At 68.8% G+C, this 14469-nt stretch carries 14 protein-coding genes and 2 pseudogenes; 12 read left to right on the top strand and 4 right to left on the bottom strand.

The genetic code is table 11. The features are described from left to right. Window positions 1-122 precede the first annotated feature (122 nt). From RGU41_RS14105 to RGU41_RS14095, 3 genes are all read left to right on the top strand, one after another. A complete protein-coding gene (locus tag RGU41_RS14105) occupies window positions 123-779 on the top strand; it encodes an Asp23/Gls24 family envelope stress response protein (protein WP_322136605.1) in 657 nt (218 codons plus the stop codon). A 123-nt stretch (window positions 780-902) separates the two neighbouring features. Beyond that, a complete protein-coding gene (locus RGU41_RS14100; protein ID WP_322136604.1) occupies window positions 903-1169 on the top strand; it encodes a GlsB/YeaQ/YmgE family stress response membrane protein in 267 nt (88 codons plus the stop codon). Between the two features lie 149 nt (window positions 1170-1318). Then, window positions 1319-3217: a polysaccharide deacetylase family protein gene (locus RGU41_RS14095; protein ID WP_322136603.1), complete on the top strand. Its 1899-nt coding sequence runs from the start codon at window positions 1319-1321 to the stop codon at window positions 3215-3217. 98 nt (window positions 3218-3315) lie between these two features. Here the strand turns inward: RGU41_RS14095 and RGU41_RS14090 are convergent, their stop codons facing one another. Next, window positions 3316-3867: a magnesium transporter CorA family protein gene (locus RGU41_RS14090; protein WP_322137365.1), complete on the bottom strand. Its 552-nt coding sequence runs from the start codon at window positions 3865-3867 to the stop codon at window positions 3316-3318. Between the two features lie 74 nt (window positions 3868-3941). Continuing rightward, a pseudogene (locus RGU41_RS14085) lies at window positions 3942-4184 on the bottom strand (CorA family divalent cation transporter); the annotation flags it as partial. A 346-nt stretch (window positions 4185-4530) separates the two neighbouring features. Between RGU41_RS14085 and RGU41_RS14080 the strand changes: the two are divergent. Further along, a complete protein-coding gene (locus tag RGU41_RS14080; protein ID WP_322136602.1) occupies window positions 4531-5631 on the top strand; it encodes an ABC transporter substrate-binding protein in 1101 nt (366 codons plus the stop codon). 49 nt (window positions 5632-5680) lie between these two features. Here RGU41_RS14080 and RGU41_RS14075 read toward each other — a convergent pair whose 3' ends face one another. Together RGU41_RS14075 and RGU41_RS14070 are read right to left on the bottom strand one after the other, a co-directional pair. After that, window positions 5681-6418 (bottom strand): hypothetical protein, encoded by a 738-nt coding sequence (locus RGU41_RS14075; protein WP_322136601.1) that lies wholly within the window; start codon window positions 6416-6418, stop codon window positions 5681-5683. Between the two features lie 241 nt (window positions 6419-6659). After that, window positions 6660-6851 (bottom strand): hypothetical protein, encoded by a 192-nt coding sequence (locus RGU41_RS14070; protein ID WP_322136600.1) that lies wholly within the window; start codon window positions 6849-6851, stop codon window positions 6660-6662. A 144-nt stretch (window positions 6852-6995) separates the two neighbouring features. On the opposite strand from RGU41_RS14070, the pseudogene RGU41_RS14065 reads away from it, so the two are divergent. The 8 genes and pseudogenes from RGU41_RS14065 to RGU41_RS14030 all read left to right on the top strand — a co-directional run. Beyond that, a pseudogene (locus tag RGU41_RS14065) lies at window positions 6996-7238 on the top strand (trypsin-like peptidase domain-containing protein); the annotation flags it as partial. Between the two features lie 50 nt (window positions 7239-7288). Continuing rightward, window positions 7289-7570, top strand: coding sequence for a hypothetical protein (locus RGU41_RS14060; protein ID WP_322137420.1), 282 nt, complete (start codon window positions 7289-7291; stop codon window positions 7568-7570). 66 nt (window positions 7571-7636) lie between these two features. After that, window positions 7637-8410 (top strand): helix-turn-helix domain-containing protein, encoded by a 774-nt coding sequence (locus RGU41_RS14055; RefSeq protein ID WP_322136599.1) that lies wholly within the window; start codon window positions 7637-7639, stop codon window positions 8408-8410. A 163-nt stretch (window positions 8411-8573) separates the two neighbouring features. After that, window positions 8574-9755 (top strand): acyl-CoA dehydrogenase family protein, encoded by a 1182-nt coding sequence (locus RGU41_RS14050; protein WP_322136598.1) that lies wholly within the window; start codon window positions 8574-8576, stop codon window positions 9753-9755. Window positions 9756-9864: 109 nt separating this feature from the next. Continuing rightward, window positions 9865-11055, top strand: coding sequence for an SLC13 family permease (locus RGU41_RS14045; RefSeq protein WP_322136597.1), 1191 nt, complete (start codon window positions 9865-9867; stop codon window positions 11053-11055). Window positions 11056-11140: 85 nt separating this feature from the next. Beyond that, window positions 11141-11857, top strand: a complete 717-nt coding sequence (locus RGU41_RS14040; RefSeq protein WP_322136596.1) for a PRC-barrel domain-containing protein — start codon at window positions 11141-11143, stop codon at window positions 11855-11857. Window positions 11858-12122: 265 nt separating this feature from the next. Next, a complete protein-coding gene (locus RGU41_RS14035; protein WP_322136595.1) occupies window positions 12123-12320 on the top strand; it encodes a hypothetical protein in 198 nt (65 codons plus the stop codon). A gap of 382 nt (window positions 12321-12702) precedes the next feature. Next, window positions 12703-14451 carry a chromosome partitioning protein gene (locus RGU41_RS14030; RefSeq protein WP_322136594.1) on the top strand — a complete coding sequence of 583 codons (1749 nt, stop codon included), beginning with the start codon at window positions 12703-12705 and terminating at the stop codon, window positions 14449-14451. Window positions 14452-14469: the final 18 nt, after the last annotated feature.

Below are 14469 nucleotides of genomic sequence, written 5' to 3'. Positions count from 1 at the left end.
GATTCACCCGGTGGTGCGCCCAATAGATTTTCGATCTCCGCGTGACGAACCGGTGGCGGCCTACGTCATACCAGTGACGATCATCACGATCTTCGCCCATCGACAACGAAAGAATACCCAACATGCCGCTCTCCCGTGCTCTCCGCGGTATTTCCGATCGCGACTCGTCCGGCGGTGTCTCCGGCGGCGATTCGGTCGGCGGACAGACCGTCATCAGCGACAGCGTTGTCGCCAAGGTCGCGGGCGTCGCCGCCCGTGGCGTGACCGGGGTGCACTCCCTCGGCAGCGCGCCCGTCCGGGCCTTCGGCGCCATTCGCGAGGCCCTGAGCGGAACGGACCTGAGCCAGGGCGTCAGCGTCACGGTCGGTGACACGGACGTGGTCGTCGACATCGTCATCGTGGCCGAGTACCCGGTTCCGGTGCACCAGATCGCCGCCGAGGTGCGGGCGAGCATCACGCGGGCGATCGAGGACTTCGTCGGCCTCGGCGTGTCGGCGGTGAACGTCACGATCAATGACGTGCACCACCCCTCGGAAGACGACCAGACTTCCCGCGCAACCGCGTCGGGCACCCCCAGAGAAACACCGAGAGAAAGTGACAACACGATGAGCGCATCAGACAAGATCAAGAACGCGGCCGAAGACCTCAAGGGCAAGGCCAACGAGGCCATCGGCAAGGCCACCAACGACGACTCCAAGGTCGCGGAGGGGCGTGCGGAGCAGGCATCCGCGAGCGCCAAGAAGGCCGGCGAGAACATCAAGGACATCTTCAAGGACTAGACCTCTTCCGGCGCGGCGGGCCCCGGCCTGCCGCGCCGCCGTCGTTCCGCCGCCAGACCGCTCCACCGCTAGACCGTTTCAAAATCCGCAACCACGTGTGACCAATCCAGAAAAGAGCACCCCATGGGCTTCTTCGGCTTCCTTTTCCTCGGCCTGATCGCCGGGGCCATCGCCAAACTCATCCTCCCCGGCCAGCAGGGCGGCGGATGGTTCGTGACACTGCTCCTCGGCGTCGTCGGCGCACTCCTCGGCGGGTTCCTCGGCGGCATCCTGTTCAACGCTCCGCTGCAGGACTTCTTCTCGCTGCAGACCTGGCTTCTCGCCATCGGCGGCTCCATCGTCGTCCTCTTGATCTACGGACTCGCAACGGGTCGCCGCCGCGCGGTCTAGGCATCCGTTCTACCCCCCATTCTGGTGGGGCGCCGCGCATTGACAGGGCCGAGAGGTCACCCGTTAATGGGGATTCCGGCGCCCTAACCCGACTGTCTTCCGCGCCATCCCGGCGCGGGAGACAGGGGCCCAGAATGGAGCTCAGCGATATGGACGTTCAGTCAGGCAATCCTGCGGCCGCCAAACACCGGCTGACCGGTAATTTCAGTCGGAGCCGCCCGCGCTGGCTCGCCTGGGTCTCGACCTTCGTGCTTGCACTCGTCTCCGTCGGAGTCGCCGACGGATTCGCTGCCCTTCCGGCCAGCGCTGCCGTTCCCGCCGTCATCACGCTCACCTTCGACGACGCGAACGCGGACCAGCTGACCGCGGCCTCGATCCTTAAGGCGAATGGGTTGCACGGCACCTTCTACACGCCGTCCGGGTATATCAACCAGCCGGGCTACATGACACTTGCCCAGGTGCAGACTCTCGTCGCCGACGGCAACGAAATCGGCGGCCACACCGTGACGCACCCCGACCTCGCCACCCTCCCGACGGACGAGGCGACCCGCCAGGTCTGCAACGACCGGGTCAACCTCACCAACTGGGGATTCCGGGTGACGAGCTTCGCCTATCCCTTCGCCTCGCTGCTGACCCCTGCCACCGAAACCATTGTCAAGAACTGCGGGTACAACAGCGCCCGTGGCCTCGGAGACATCCAGACCCGGTTCGGCTGCACGGGATGCGCGCTCACCGAGAGCGTCCCGCCGCCCGACCCGTACCTGACCCAGGCTCCGGATGAGGTCGACAACACCTGGAGCCTGACCGACCTCCAGAACACCGTCACCCAGGCCGAGACCGCGGGCGGCTGGCAGCAGCTGACCTTCCACCACATCGCGACGGGGCTCACCGACCCGCTCACGATCAGCCCGACCCTGTTCACCCAGTTCGTGCAGTGGCTGAAGACCCGCCCTGCGACGACGACGGTCAAGACGGTCGACCAGGTCATCGGCGGCACCGTCAAAGCCGTCGTCTCCGGCCCGGCCGTCACGCCGAAGCCCGCCGGCATCAACCTGGTCTCCAACCCCGGCTTCGAAACCCTGACCGCCGGACTACCCCAGTGCTGGCAGGGCGCCTCATACGGCACGAACACCCCCGCCTTCACCACGGTCACCCCGGGCCACAGCGGCAACCGGGCGGCCCGCCTGACCATGACGGGCTACTCCAACGGTGACGCGAAATGGCTGCCGACCCCTGACCTGGGCGGATGCGCCCCCGCGGCCACCCCGGGCACGGCGTACGCGCTCGCGGCCTGGTACAAGTCCACGGCAGCGACCCAGATCGAGGTCTACTACCGGACCGGACTCGGCTCCTGGACCTACTGGACCGCGAGCCCGCTCTTCGCCGCGTCCGCGACCTACCAGAAGGCGAGCTGGACGACCCCGGCACTGCCCGCCGGGGCGAGCGCGATCACCTTCGGCCTCAACCTCCTGAGCAACGGCACCCTGACCACGGACGACTACACGGCCTTCGACGCCGCAACCCTGCCCGTATCCCCGCCGCCGGCCCCCGGCGCCAACCTGATCCAGAACTCGAGTCTGGAGACCGCCGGCGTCGCCGCCCTCCCGCAGTGCTACCAGATCGGCGGTTACGGCACCAACATGGCTGCGTTCACGACCGTCGCGACGGCGCACACCGGCACCAAGGCGGAGAAGCTCGTCGTGACGAACTACGCGAACGGCGACGCGAAGCTGCTGCCGAGCCTGGACAGCGGGGCCTGCGCCCCGCCCGCGATAGCCGGGCGCACCTACTCGCTCCGGGCCTGGTACACGTCGACGACCTCCACCCAGTTCGCGGTCTATTACCGGGATGCGAGCGGGGCCTGGCAATACTGGACGTCGAGCCCGTGGCTCGCGACGGCATCCGCGTACACTCAGGCGAGCTTCACGACCCCGGCCCTGCCGGCCGGTGCCACCGCGATCAGTTTCGGGCTGAACCTGTTCAGCAACGGAACCCTCGTGACCGACGACTACGCGATGTTCGACACGGTCGGAGCCCCGGCCTTGTAATGGCAGGGGATGCCGGTCGCGCCGCCCTGGGCCGCGCCCGGCATCCCCTGTGCGCGCGTGTCGTGCCTGTCGTGCCTGTCGTGCCTGTCGTGCCGGTCTCAGATCCAGTCGTTGCGCTTGAAGAGCAGGTAGAGCAGGGCGGACAGGCCGACGATGAGCGCGATGGAGCTGTAGAAGCCGCCGACTTCGCTGAAGCCCGGGTACGGAACATTCTGGCCGTAGAAACCGGTGATCGCCGTGGGCACCGCAATGATTGCCGCGTAGCCGGTGACCTTTTTCGTGATCACGTTGAGCCGGTTGCCCTGGATCGCGAGGTTCGCCTCGAGCACGCTCGTGGCCAGGTCCCTGAGGCTCTCCGTCCACTCCATCGCGCGCAGCACGTGGTCATAGACGTCCTGGAAGTACGGCGCCATGTCGTTTGGCAGCAGGTGCACGTCGCGGCGTAACAGGGTGTTGACGACCTCACGCATCGGCAGGATCACCCGGCGCATCAGCACGAGGCTCTTCCGGAGATCAAAGGAGCGGCGCTGCACAGCCTCCTGGTCGCTCCTCGGTTCGAAGAGCTGGCTCTCGAGCTCCTCGACCTGTTCGTCAAGGGCCTCGACGGCCTCGAAGTAGCCGTCGACGAGGAAGTCGAGGAGTCCGTGCAGGAGGAACGCGACACCGTTCGAGGCGAGGTCGGGGAGGAGTCCCAGCGGGCGACGACGGCGTCGACGTCGAAGTCAGGGTCCTTGTGCACGGTGACGAAGGCCCGCTCGGTGATGAAAGCGGCGATCTCCGAGGTCTCCACCGAGGCCGTCTCCGGCGAGAACGTGATCGAATACGCCGACAGGAACAGGTGGTCGGAGTACCGGTCGAGTTTGGGACGCTGGTGCAGCTTCAAGGCGTCCTCGACGGCGAGGGCATGCAGGCCGAGTTCCTCCGCGAGCAGGTCCAGGTCCGCTTCTTCAGGCGAGCACAGGTCCACCCAGACCACACAGCCCTCGTCGGCGAGGTGTTCGGAGACGTCGGCGAGCGGGAAGCCCTCGTCGACGAGGTCCCCGTTCCGGTAGCAGCGGGTTTTCGGTGTGCGCACACCTCAGTCAAGCAGCATCCGCGGAGCAGCGGGGTCAACGCTCCTGCCGAGTCTCATCGCCGTCGCGCCGAGGCTCGTCGATGCTGTGTGACGCTGCGCTACGTTTCGTGACCGGGCGTGACCGGCCGGAATGTCGCTCAGGTCATTCGGTGAATAACGTCGTCTCGAGACCACCCCAGGTCTCGAGACCACCCCGGGTGCCGCAGCGTACGCCGTCCACCGAATGGAAGTGAAGCCCATGTCCACCAAGACCCACACCACTGCTCGTCGCACGGGGATGCGCCTCGCCCTCGGCGCGGCATCCGTCGCCCTGCTCGCCACCACCCTGAGCGGATGCGCCGCCTCGGCCGATGCCACCTCCGGTGCCACCGCAGCCGGTCCGGCCGCAGAGCTCCGGCTCGGCTACTTCGACAACGTCACCCAAGCCCCTGCCCTCGTCGGAATCGAGAACGGCCTGCTGCAGGATTCCCTCGGCAGCACCAAGCTCAGCACCCAGATCTTCAACGCCGGCCCCGCGACGATCGAGGCGCTCAGCGCCGGCGCGATCGACGCGGCATACATCGGCCCGAGCCCGGCCGTGAACAGCTACATCAAGAGCAAAGGCGAGTCGGTCGAGATCGTCGCAGGCGCGACAAGCGGCGGAGCAGCCCTCGTCGTGCGCGAGGGGATCAATTCCGCCGCCGACCTCAAGGGCAAGACCCTCGCCTCCCCGCAGCTCGGCAACACTCAGGACGTCGCACTGCGAGCCTGGTTGAGCAGCAAAGGCTTCACAACGGACACCTCCGGCGGCGGCGACGTGAAGATTACGCCGACCGAGAACGCACAGACCCTCACCCTGTTCCAGAGCGGCGCCATCGACGGCGCCTGGCTACCGGAGCCCTGGGTCTCCCGCCTCGTCGTCGACGCCGGCGCCAAAGTGCTCGTCGACGAGTCCTCGCTGTGGCCGGACGGCGCCTTCCCGACGACCGTACTCCTGGTGCGGAAGGGATTCCTGGCCGAGCACCCGGAGACGGTCCGGGCCCTCGTGGCCGGCAACGCGGCATCCGTCGACTGGCTCACGAAGAACCCGACGGATGCGGCAACCGTGATCAACAAGAAGCTCACGGCCGACAGCGGGAAGGCTCTCTCCGATGCCGTGATCACGCGAGCCTTGACCAAGGTGACGTTCTCGACGGACCCGCTCGCGTCGACGTTCGCGGTGAGCCTCGAGAACGGCGTGTCGGCCGGCACCACCAAGACCGGCGACCTGAACGGCCTGTTCGACCTGACCGCGCTCAACAAGGTGCGCACGGCGGCCGGTGAGAAGCCGGTCTCGGCCGCGGGCCTCGGTACCGAATAGCCCCGCTTCCCGCCGCGAGAGTCCACTTTCGGCCCTTATCGCCGGTAACTTAAGGGCCAAACGTGCATTCTCGCGGGAGCGCGGCGGGAGAGCGCGGCGGGATCGCGCGGGCGGCAAGGAGGGCGACGATTGCGCCGAAGAGCACGAGGCTCACCGGTCCCGTGCCGAAGTCGAGGCCGCCCCGCTCGAGCGAGACGGCGGCCCAGTCGGCGAAGGATGCCCCGAGCGGCCGGGTCAGGATGTACGCGAACCAGAATGCGAGCGTTGCGTTCATGCCGAAGCGGCGATACGCCAGTGCGGGGATGGCGATGAGCACAGCGAAGACGATTCCCGACGCGAGGTAGCCGAGGCCGAAGGTCATCGCGGTCAGGTCGCCGGCAGCGGTGCCGAGGGCGAAGGTGGTGAGGACCGTCGCCCAGTAGAAGAACTCGCGGCGGCGGGTCACGATGCTGTGGATGGAGAGCGACTTCTCGGTCGTCCGCCACGCAAGGAAGATCGCAGCGAGCGCGAGGACGAAGGCGACCGTGGACACGAGGTAGGGGATTCCGAGGCCTACGTGCACGGCATCGGCTGCCATCGTGCCGAAGATGCTCACCATGACGACGGCGAGCCAGTAGACCCACGCGACGTAACGGCGAACGGCGAACTGCAGGAGCAGGGCGGCGAACAGGCCGAGGCCCGCGAGGCCGACGGCGACGGGCGGGTCGATCTGGTGCACGAGGTAGTCGGCCGTCGTCTCGCCCATCCCGGTCGTGAGCACCTTGGTGACCCAGAACGCGGCGGTCACCTCGGGGACCTTGCTGAGTATCGGGCGGCCGCTGAACCGCGGGACACGCAACCGTTGGCCACGCGGAGCCGTCTCCTCGGCCGTGCCCAGAGGCGTCGCAGGCTCCGCAACCCGTGCCCGGTCAGTTATCGGAAGGGGATTCTGATCGATCTCTGCCACGTGTGCTCCGCTCGTCCGCTCCCCAACTTACGGAGAGGCGGGCCAGGAACAATGACGGATCGGGTGCGCGGTCAGGTTGCGGTCAGGCGCGCTCGGCCTGGTCCTGCCGGGGCGCCCGGGCGCAGAACTCCCGCACCTCGAGGGTGATCGCGCCCGTCGCAGCCTCGCGCTGCCGGCCGGGGAGAAACGTGCGCTCAGCCCGCCTGCTGTGTGCGCCGAGGGCGTTGACCGGGGAGCGGTGACGCGGGCAGACCCCGGTTACAGGGGGCGGCATCCGCGGCGACCGCGGTGAGCGAGAACGGGAGGAGAGGAGCTGGCCGAAGAAACGGACGACCCGAGGGAGGGTCCGCTCGACGCGTACTCCCGGGTCGTGACCGAGGTCGCCGCGACCGTGACCCGCCAGGTCGCGGCGATCGAGATGTCGGTCGCCACGCCGCGCGGACGGGTGCGCCGCGGCGCCGGTTCGGCCCTGCTCTACTCCGCACAGGGCTACCTGCTCACGAACGCTCACGTCGTGCTCGGGGCGGATGCCGGCCTCGCCCTCTTCTCCGACAGCACGAGCAGCGCCATCGAGATCGTCGGCTCCGACCCGCTTTCCGACCTCGCCGTGGTCCGTTCCCGTGCGCTGACCCCGCCGGAGCCCGCCCGGCTCGGCAACGCCGACACTCTCCGCGTCGGCTGCCCGGGTCATCGAAGACGTCATCCAGACGGATGCAGCCGTCAAACCCCGGCAACTCCAGTGGGGCGCTCGCCGACTCGCGCGGCACCGTCGTGGGCATCAACACGGCCGCCGCAGAGGTCGGACTCGGCCCCGCCGTGCCGATCAACCCCACGTCCCGGCGCATCATCGAGACGCTTCAGCGGGAAGGCAGGGTGCGCCGGGCATACCTCGGCCTGGTCAGTACGCCGATGCCGCTTCCGGTCACCGTGCTCCGGGGCACCGCGATGGTCGACGTGATCGCCGAGACGGAGGAGCTCGCAGCCCTGCGCTGAACCCGCCCTGCGCCAGGCGTTCGGGTGGGAAGGAGACTGCGCGATTCCGTGCTACTTTCACGACTGATGTCCGTTTCCGCAACAGAGGCCTCCGGCCAGCCCCGTCCGGCTCGCACCCGCTCCCGCGTCGAGGTGGCCGACATCGCCGTGCGCCTGTTCCGCACCAACGGCTACGAGGCCACGACCGCGACCGACGTCGCCAGGGCCGCCGGCGTCTCGCGCAGCACCTTCTTCCGGCAGTTCCGATCCAAGGAAGATGTGATCTTCGCCGACCATGACGAACTCGCCGTGCAGATCGCCGCCTACTTCGCCGCGCAACACGACGACCCCTGGCTTGCGGTCCGTGACGCCGCGACGATGGTCTTCGAGCGATTCCGCGAACGGCTCGACAACGTCCGCGTCCGCGATCTCATCGTGCGCGACACCCCGGCCCTCCGCGACCGCGAGACGATCATGGCCATCCGTTACGAGCGGATGTTCGCCGCCTACCTCCGCTCCGCCCGTCCCGACGTGCCGCAGCTCACCGCCATCCGCTACGCCGCAGCGATCACAGCAACGCACAACTACGAACTCCGCCGCCTGATCCGCGGCCCTGTCCCGTCCTCGTCCGAAACGGGGGCCGCGTCGAACGCCGCGTCGAACGCCGAGCCGGTCTCAGTGAGCGACGCCGACATGGATGCCGCGCGGGACGCCGAGCATGCCGCGCATCTCGCAGAGGAACTCGCCGCGGAGCTCCGCGAAGTGGGGCGCCTCTTCCACCCCGACGCGGCACCTGACCAGGCCGGGCAGCACGCGGACGGGCACCAGCGGGCGGGGAGGCCTCAGCCGAGCTCGTCGTAGCGGTGTTCTCCGAAACGATTTCCCCGGACGAGCTCTCCCGAGAGGTCGCACGCGCCCTCGGTGGACGCCGCGCCGCGAGCACGCCGGGGCGCGCAACTTGACACTCAGTGTCATTTGACCCGACACTGAGTGTCACACCAGCCGAACCCAATGAAGGGGAACCGTGCCCGACTACGACGTATCCGTGCCGCTCGACACCGACTACTACGAACTCTTCCGGGACGTGCCCGCCGCCGACCGCGTCTTCTGGGACCGGGCCCGCGCCTTCGCGATCGAGACGCTCGACGAGGTCACCGAGGCCTGGGACAAGGCCGAGTATCCGCTGCACCTCGTCCGCAGGCTCGGCGAACTCGACCTGCTCACCGACGGCGTCGTCGGCCCCGGCCTTACCCCGATGTCCCCGCTCGCCGCCGGCCTCGTCAACATGGAGATCTCCCGTGGCGACGGCTCGATGGGCACCGTGGTGGCCGTGCAGGGCGGGCTCGCGCTCCGCAGCATCGCCCTCTACGGGAGCGAAGCCCAGAAGGCCGAGTGGCTCATCCCCCTCGCCCGCGCCGAGAAGCTCGGCGCCTTCGCCCTCACCGAACCCGACCACGGCTCCGACTCCGTCGCGCTCGAGACGACCGCGACCCGCGAGGGCGACGAGTGGGTGATCACCGGCGAGAAGAAGTGGATCGGCAACGGCTCCGTCGGCGACGTGACCGTGGTCTGGGCCCGCGACGACGACGGCAACGTGCGCGGGTTCCTCGTGCCGCAGGACACCCCCGGCTACCAGGCCCAGACGATCACCGGGAAGGGCTCCCTTCGCGGCATCCACCAGGCTCGCATCGTGCTCGACAACGTGCGCGTGCCCCTCGACGCCCTCCTGCCGGGCACCCGCACCTTCAAGGACACCGCGACCGTGCTGTTCGCCACCCGCCTCGGTGTGGCCTGGTCGGCGCTCGGCCACGCGACCGCGGTTTTCGAGGCCGCCCTCAGCTACTCGAACCAGCGCATCCAGTTCGGCAAGCCGCTCGCCGGCTTCCAGCTCGTGCAGGAACGACTCACGCGGATGCTGTCCCAGCTGACCGCGATGCAGCTCTACTGCCTGCGCCTCGCCGAACTCGACGCGGCCGGAACCATGCGTCCGATCCAGGCGTCCCTCGCCAAGTACCACAACACTCGCGCCGCCCGCGAGATCGCGGCGACGGCGCGCGACGTGCTCGGCGGCAACGGCATCCTGCTCGAGAACCACGTGATCCGGCACCTCGCCGATATCGAGTCGCTGCACACCTACGAGGGCACCGAGAGCGTGCAGTCCCTCCTGATCGGCCGCGACCTGACCGGCGTGAGCGCCTTCCGCTGACCCGCCTCCCTCCCCACCGCCCGCCCGCCCCCTCCAGCCCCGCTCCCGCCACACCAGGCATCCGCTCACCCTGCGAGGCGTGGCGCTCCTGGCCGATACACTCCCATTCATGGTCCTGTCCCTCATCGGCGCCGGTCTGCTCCTGCTCGGCACCGTCGCCGCGGTCACCGGCCTGCTCCCGCTCCCCGAACTGCTCGTTCTCGTGGACCGGGTGGCGCCGATCCTCGTGTTCGTCGTGGCCATGACCGTCGTCACCGAGCTCTGCAGCGAAGCGGGGGTGTTCCGCTGGATCGCCCGCCGGCTGCGGCACTGGGGTGGCGGCAGGGCCTGGTTGCTCTGGTTGTGGGTGGCCGGCATCGCGATCGTCACGACGGTGTTCCTCTCCTTCGACACCACCGCCGTGCTCCTGACGCCGGTCGTCGTCGTCGTCGCGCGGCAGGCGGGCCTGCCGCCGCTGCCGTTCGCGCTCACGACGGTGTGGCTCGCCAACACCGGCAGCCTGCTGCTCCCGATCAGCAACCTGACCAACCTGCTCGCCCAGAACCGCCTCGGCGGCATCTCACCGATCGCCTTCGCCGGGTTGACCGCGGCCCCGGCGCTCGTCGCCGTGGTCGTGCCGATGGCAATGGTTGCGATCGTCTTCCGGAAAGACCTCGGCAAACGGTATTCGAGCGTCCCCGTGCAGCGGATGCGCGTCGCGGGAACGTCGGGAGCGGTGGCATCCGTCGACCGGGTGCTGCTCGGGACGAGCGCGCTCGTGCTCGCTGCCCTGCTGCCCGCCCTCGTCGTCGGCGTGCCGGTATGGCTGCCGTCGAGCATCGCCGCACTCGTGCTGGCCGTCGTGTTCTTCGTCAGGCGCCAGAGCGTTCTCCGGATGACCCTGATTCCCTGGTCGCTCCTGCTGTTCAGCGGCGGGCTGTTCCTCGCGATGGAGGCCCTGCAGAACCTCGGGCTGCCCGTGCTGCTCACCGCGCTTGCCGGGGCGGGGAACGCGCCGAGGGACCTGTTCCGCCTGGCCGGCACGAGTCTGGTCGGCTCGAACCTGACCAATAACCTGCCCGCCTACCTCGCGCTCGAACCGGTCGCCGACTCGACCCCGCGGCTGCTCGCCGTCCTGATCGGCGCGAACGTCGGCCCGCTGGTCACCCCGTGGGCGTCGCTCGCGACGTTGCTCTGGCACAGCAGGCTCGAGAAGATGAACGTGCTGATCCCCTGGCGCGGGTATGCGCTCTTCGGCCTCGTGCTCGCCCCGGTGACGGTCGGGTTGAGCGTGCTCACGATGATCCTGGTCACCGCGTGACGCCTGGGCAGCCGCACCGGACGGTGCGAGAATACAGAAACCTGTCCGTGCCCCCAGCGCGTGCCTCCAGTGAAGGAATGACCGCATGATCACCCTCGAAGGGATCGACGACATCGTCGTCAACGGCGGTGTCGTCGTGACGAGCGACGGTGCGAAGCTCGGCTCGGTCGAACAGGTCTTCCTGAGCGAGGACTCCGGCGAGCCGGCCTTCGTCACGGTGCGCACCGGCCTGTTCGGCATGCTCGAATCGTTTGTTCCGCTGGCCGGCGCGACCATCGACGGCCCGCGCGTGGTCGTGGCCTTCGACCGCGACCGCATCCGCAACGGCCCCCGCATCGAGAGCGACCGTGGATCGATCACCGCCGACGAGGAGAACGAACTCTACGGCTACTACGGCACCTCCGGGCCCGAGTCGGGTGGTTCGCCCGAGTCGCCCGAGTCGCCCGAGTCGCCCGAGTCGCCCGAGACGCCCGAGTCGGCCGAGTCGGCCGAGTCGAGCGTTTCCGTCGAACCGACCGAAATAGCAGCGGATGCCACGGGCACCCCGGCGCGGCAGGTGCAGTCTCCGGGTGCGCCGCCCACCCCGGACCATCCGCATCCCCACCCGCCTGACGGTCCGCATCCGCCCCCTCCGCATGCTCCGAACGGGCCGCATGACGGTCCGCCCCCGCCCCCGCCCCCGCCTCACTTGCGCAAGCACGAGGTCGACGGTCGCCCGCATCCGCACGACGGCCCGCCACCGCCCCCGCATTCGCACCCGCACCCGCACCCGCACGATTCCGGCCCGGTGACACGCCCGTAACACAGTGACGTTTATGTGACGATTCATCAGTTTTACTGGGCATCCGTCGGCCCCGGCCCTAATCTGGTCAGCAGCAGAACACCGTGCATGGAGTGTCGATCCGTCGACACCCCACGCGAGAGTGACGACCGGCTCGATGCCCGCAGTGGGTGTAGCTCACCACCGTCCGAAGCAGTTGAACCACCAGGCACCGTTGCCGGCGCACGACGCAGGCCGGCGGTGTCGTGCACCACGAAACAGTGCTGGGAACCAGAAATGCACCGCCATGACCGATGATGAACTCCTGCTCGAGACGGATTACACGAGTTACGCCAACTCCTGCCGCGACCCGCACATCACGTCGACCCAGGACCTCGTCGAGTGCCGCCGCCAGAACGGCCACGACGACACCCACGCCACCCGCTCGGGCCTCCGCGCCATCCGCTGGCACCCCGAGGCCGAAAACCTGCCGCTCCCGGGCTGAGCCTCTGGGCTGAACAGGCGAACGGAGTTCGCCGATAGCGGATGCCCGGCTCGGCATCCGCACACGGCGCCGGCCATCCGAGCATACGACTCGCGCCTGCGACCACAGGCGCACGCGATAACCACCGAGAGTCGCCGTTTCCGTCGAGTGACCCTGGTATGGCGGCAACCGTCGGCGCGAACGGCGACTCTCGCGAGGTCGGGTGCGCTCAGGGGTGCGTTCCGCACGTCGGTGCGTGGTCGCCGAGGGCACAGCTGAGGAAGAATCACGCCTAAACGAGGGGTAAGCACTCCCGCCCGTTAGGCTGGTCTGTGGCGCGGTCCAGTTATTCCGGAGCGCACCAAAGAACGAAGAGCTGAGCTCGACGGAAAAAAGGCTGACCATGAAACACGAAGTATCCGTACCTCCTCGCATCCAGGCAACGATTCGTAGCAACGGAACCGGCGAGCTGATCATCGACGGGGTTGGCCAGCAGGTGACGGCCGGCGACGAGGCTGGTGTTCGTGAAGAGATCATCAACCGCGTGACGGATGCCGCCCGTGTACTCGGTCGCCCGGTGCGGCTGACCGCCGACGACGAGCAGGGCCAATGGCCCCTTGTCGTCCACCCGGACGGCGAAGTGGAGGCCGCGGGCGACTTCATCCCGGCCGCCGCACGCACCGAAGCCGAAGCTCCCGCAGCGTCGCAGGGCAAGGCCGCCAAGCGCACCATGGCGCACTCCGGAGACCGCAGCGCAGCGGCATTCATGGCCGAACCGATGGAACCGATCGACGCCCTCGAGGAATTGGCAGAGCTCGCGGCCCTCGGTGACCCCCTCGATGCCGCGGCGCGGACCTCCGTCGACAAGGCGGACGCCGAGTCAGTGTTGGAGCGTGAGGCGGAAGCCGAAGCAGAAGCCGAAGCAGAAGCGGAAGCCGAAGCGGATGCCCTCGCAGGCACGGACGGCGCGGGTGAGCCCGCATCCGGGCACGACGCCTCGCAGGCCGCCGAGTCCCTGCCCGCCGGACCCCGCCGCACGCCAGTACCGCCGCCCGGACTCTTCGAGGACATCATCTTCGAACACCGCGATCTCGACGCCGACGATGACGATGAGGAGATCGCGGCCGGCCCGTTGGCAGCCTTCCGGTCCACGCCGATCTCCGCGTCCTCCGCTCTGCTCGTGCCTGCACAGCACCCGACCCTTGTCGCAGCGGAAGACGGTCCGAACCTCGCCGATTTCATGAGCTCCCGCCCCGCGATCGTGGCCGGCCCGGCCCTCCTCGGCTGGCAGGGCACCGTGCGCAGGGTCACCGGCGGACTCGTGAACCCCTCGCCCGGCCGGAGCGAACTCGCCCGCCGTGCCGCGATCGCGGCCGTGCAGCGCAGCCTGAGCGGTCCTCGCACGATCGTGGTGCTCAACCCCAAGGGTGGCGCGCACAAGACCACCGCGACCCTGTTGATCGCCGCGACCTTCGGCATCCACCGTGGCGGGTACACCCTCGCCTGGGACAACAACGAGACGATGGGCACCCTCGGCGTGCGGGCGCAGGGCGCCCAGCACACGAACACGGCCGTTGACCTGCTGCGCGACCTCGAGGACTTCGCCTACTCGACGTCGGCCAGGGTCGGCGACCTCGACAAGTACGTGCGCAACCAGGGCGACGCACGCTTCGACGCGCTCGCCTCCGACCTGGACCCCGCCGGAGCCGCGAGCATCGACGACGTCGCGTTCGGCAAGCTCCACGCCGCGCTCAGCCGCTTCTACCGGATCCTGATCATCGACACCGGCAACAACATGCGCGCCTCCAACTGGGAGGCGGCCGTCGAGACCGCCGACCAGCTCGTGGTCGTGTCGACGATTCGCGAGGACACCGCGTACGGCGCGGCGTCCCTCCTCGACGGGCTGCGGCTCAAGGGGCACGGCGACAAGGTCGCCCAGGCCGTGACCGTACTCGCGTCCCCGGCGAAGACCGCCGACCGCGCCCTGTCCGCCCGGCTGCACGACCACTTCAGCCAGCTCACCCGCACCGTCGTCGACGTGCCGTACGATCCGGCGCTCGTCGCCGGCGGGCCGCTCAACATCGACGCCCTCGCCCCGCGCACCCGTGAGGCCTGGCTCTACGCGACCGCGGCGATCGCCGAAGGGCTGTAGGCCGCGTCCGGAGCGGGG

Source organism: Cryobacterium sp. 10C3 (assembly GCF_034314285.1).
Taxonomy (GTDB): Bacteria; Actinomycetota; Actinomycetes; order Actinomycetales; family Microbacteriaceae; genus Cryobacterium; species Cryobacterium glucosi.
Note: the sequence above shows the minus strand (reverse complement) of the source record. Positions and strands in the feature narration are given on the sequence as shown.

Coding starts and splice junctions, on each gene's coding strand:
- RGU41_RS14105 (WP_322136605.1), top strand. CDS start 123: ATGCCGCTCTCCCGTGCTCTCCGCGGTATTTCCGATCGCGACTCGTCC.
- RGU41_RS14035 (WP_322136595.1), top strand. CDS start 12,123: ATGACCGATGATGAACTCCTGCTCGAGACGGATTACACGAGTTACGCC.
- RGU41_RS14060 (WP_322137420.1), top strand. CDS start 7,289: ATGCAGCCGTCAAACCCCGGCAACTCCAGTGGGGCGCTCGCCGACTCG.
- RGU41_RS14040 (WP_322136596.1), top strand. CDS start 11,141: ATGATCACCCTCGAAGGGATCGACGACATCGTCGTCAACGGCGGTGTC.
- RGU41_RS14100 (WP_322136604.1), top strand. CDS start 903: ATGGGCTTCTTCGGCTTCCTTTTCCTCGGCCTGATCGCCGGGGCCATC.
- RGU41_RS14080 (WP_322136602.1), top strand. CDS start 4,531: ATGTCCACCAAGACCCACACCACTGCTCGTCGCACGGGGATGCGCCTC.
- RGU41_RS14095 (WP_322136603.1), top strand. CDS start 1,319: ATGGACGTTCAGTCAGGCAATCCTGCGGCCGCCAAACACCGGCTGACC.
- RGU41_RS14030 (WP_322136594.1), top strand. CDS start 12,703: ATGAAACACGAAGTATCCGTACCTCCTCGCATCCAGGCAACGATTCGT.
- RGU41_RS14070 (WP_322136600.1), bottom strand. CDS start 6,851: ATGCCGCCCCCTGTAACCGGGGTCTGCCCGCGTCACCGCTCCCCGGTC.
- RGU41_RS14045 (WP_322136597.1), top strand. CDS start 9,865: ATGGTCCTGTCCCTCATCGGCGCCGGTCTGCTCCTGCTCGGCACCGTC.
- RGU41_RS14055 (WP_322136599.1), top strand. CDS start 7,637: ATGTCCGTTTCCGCAACAGAGGCCTCCGGCCAGCCCCGTCCGGCTCGC.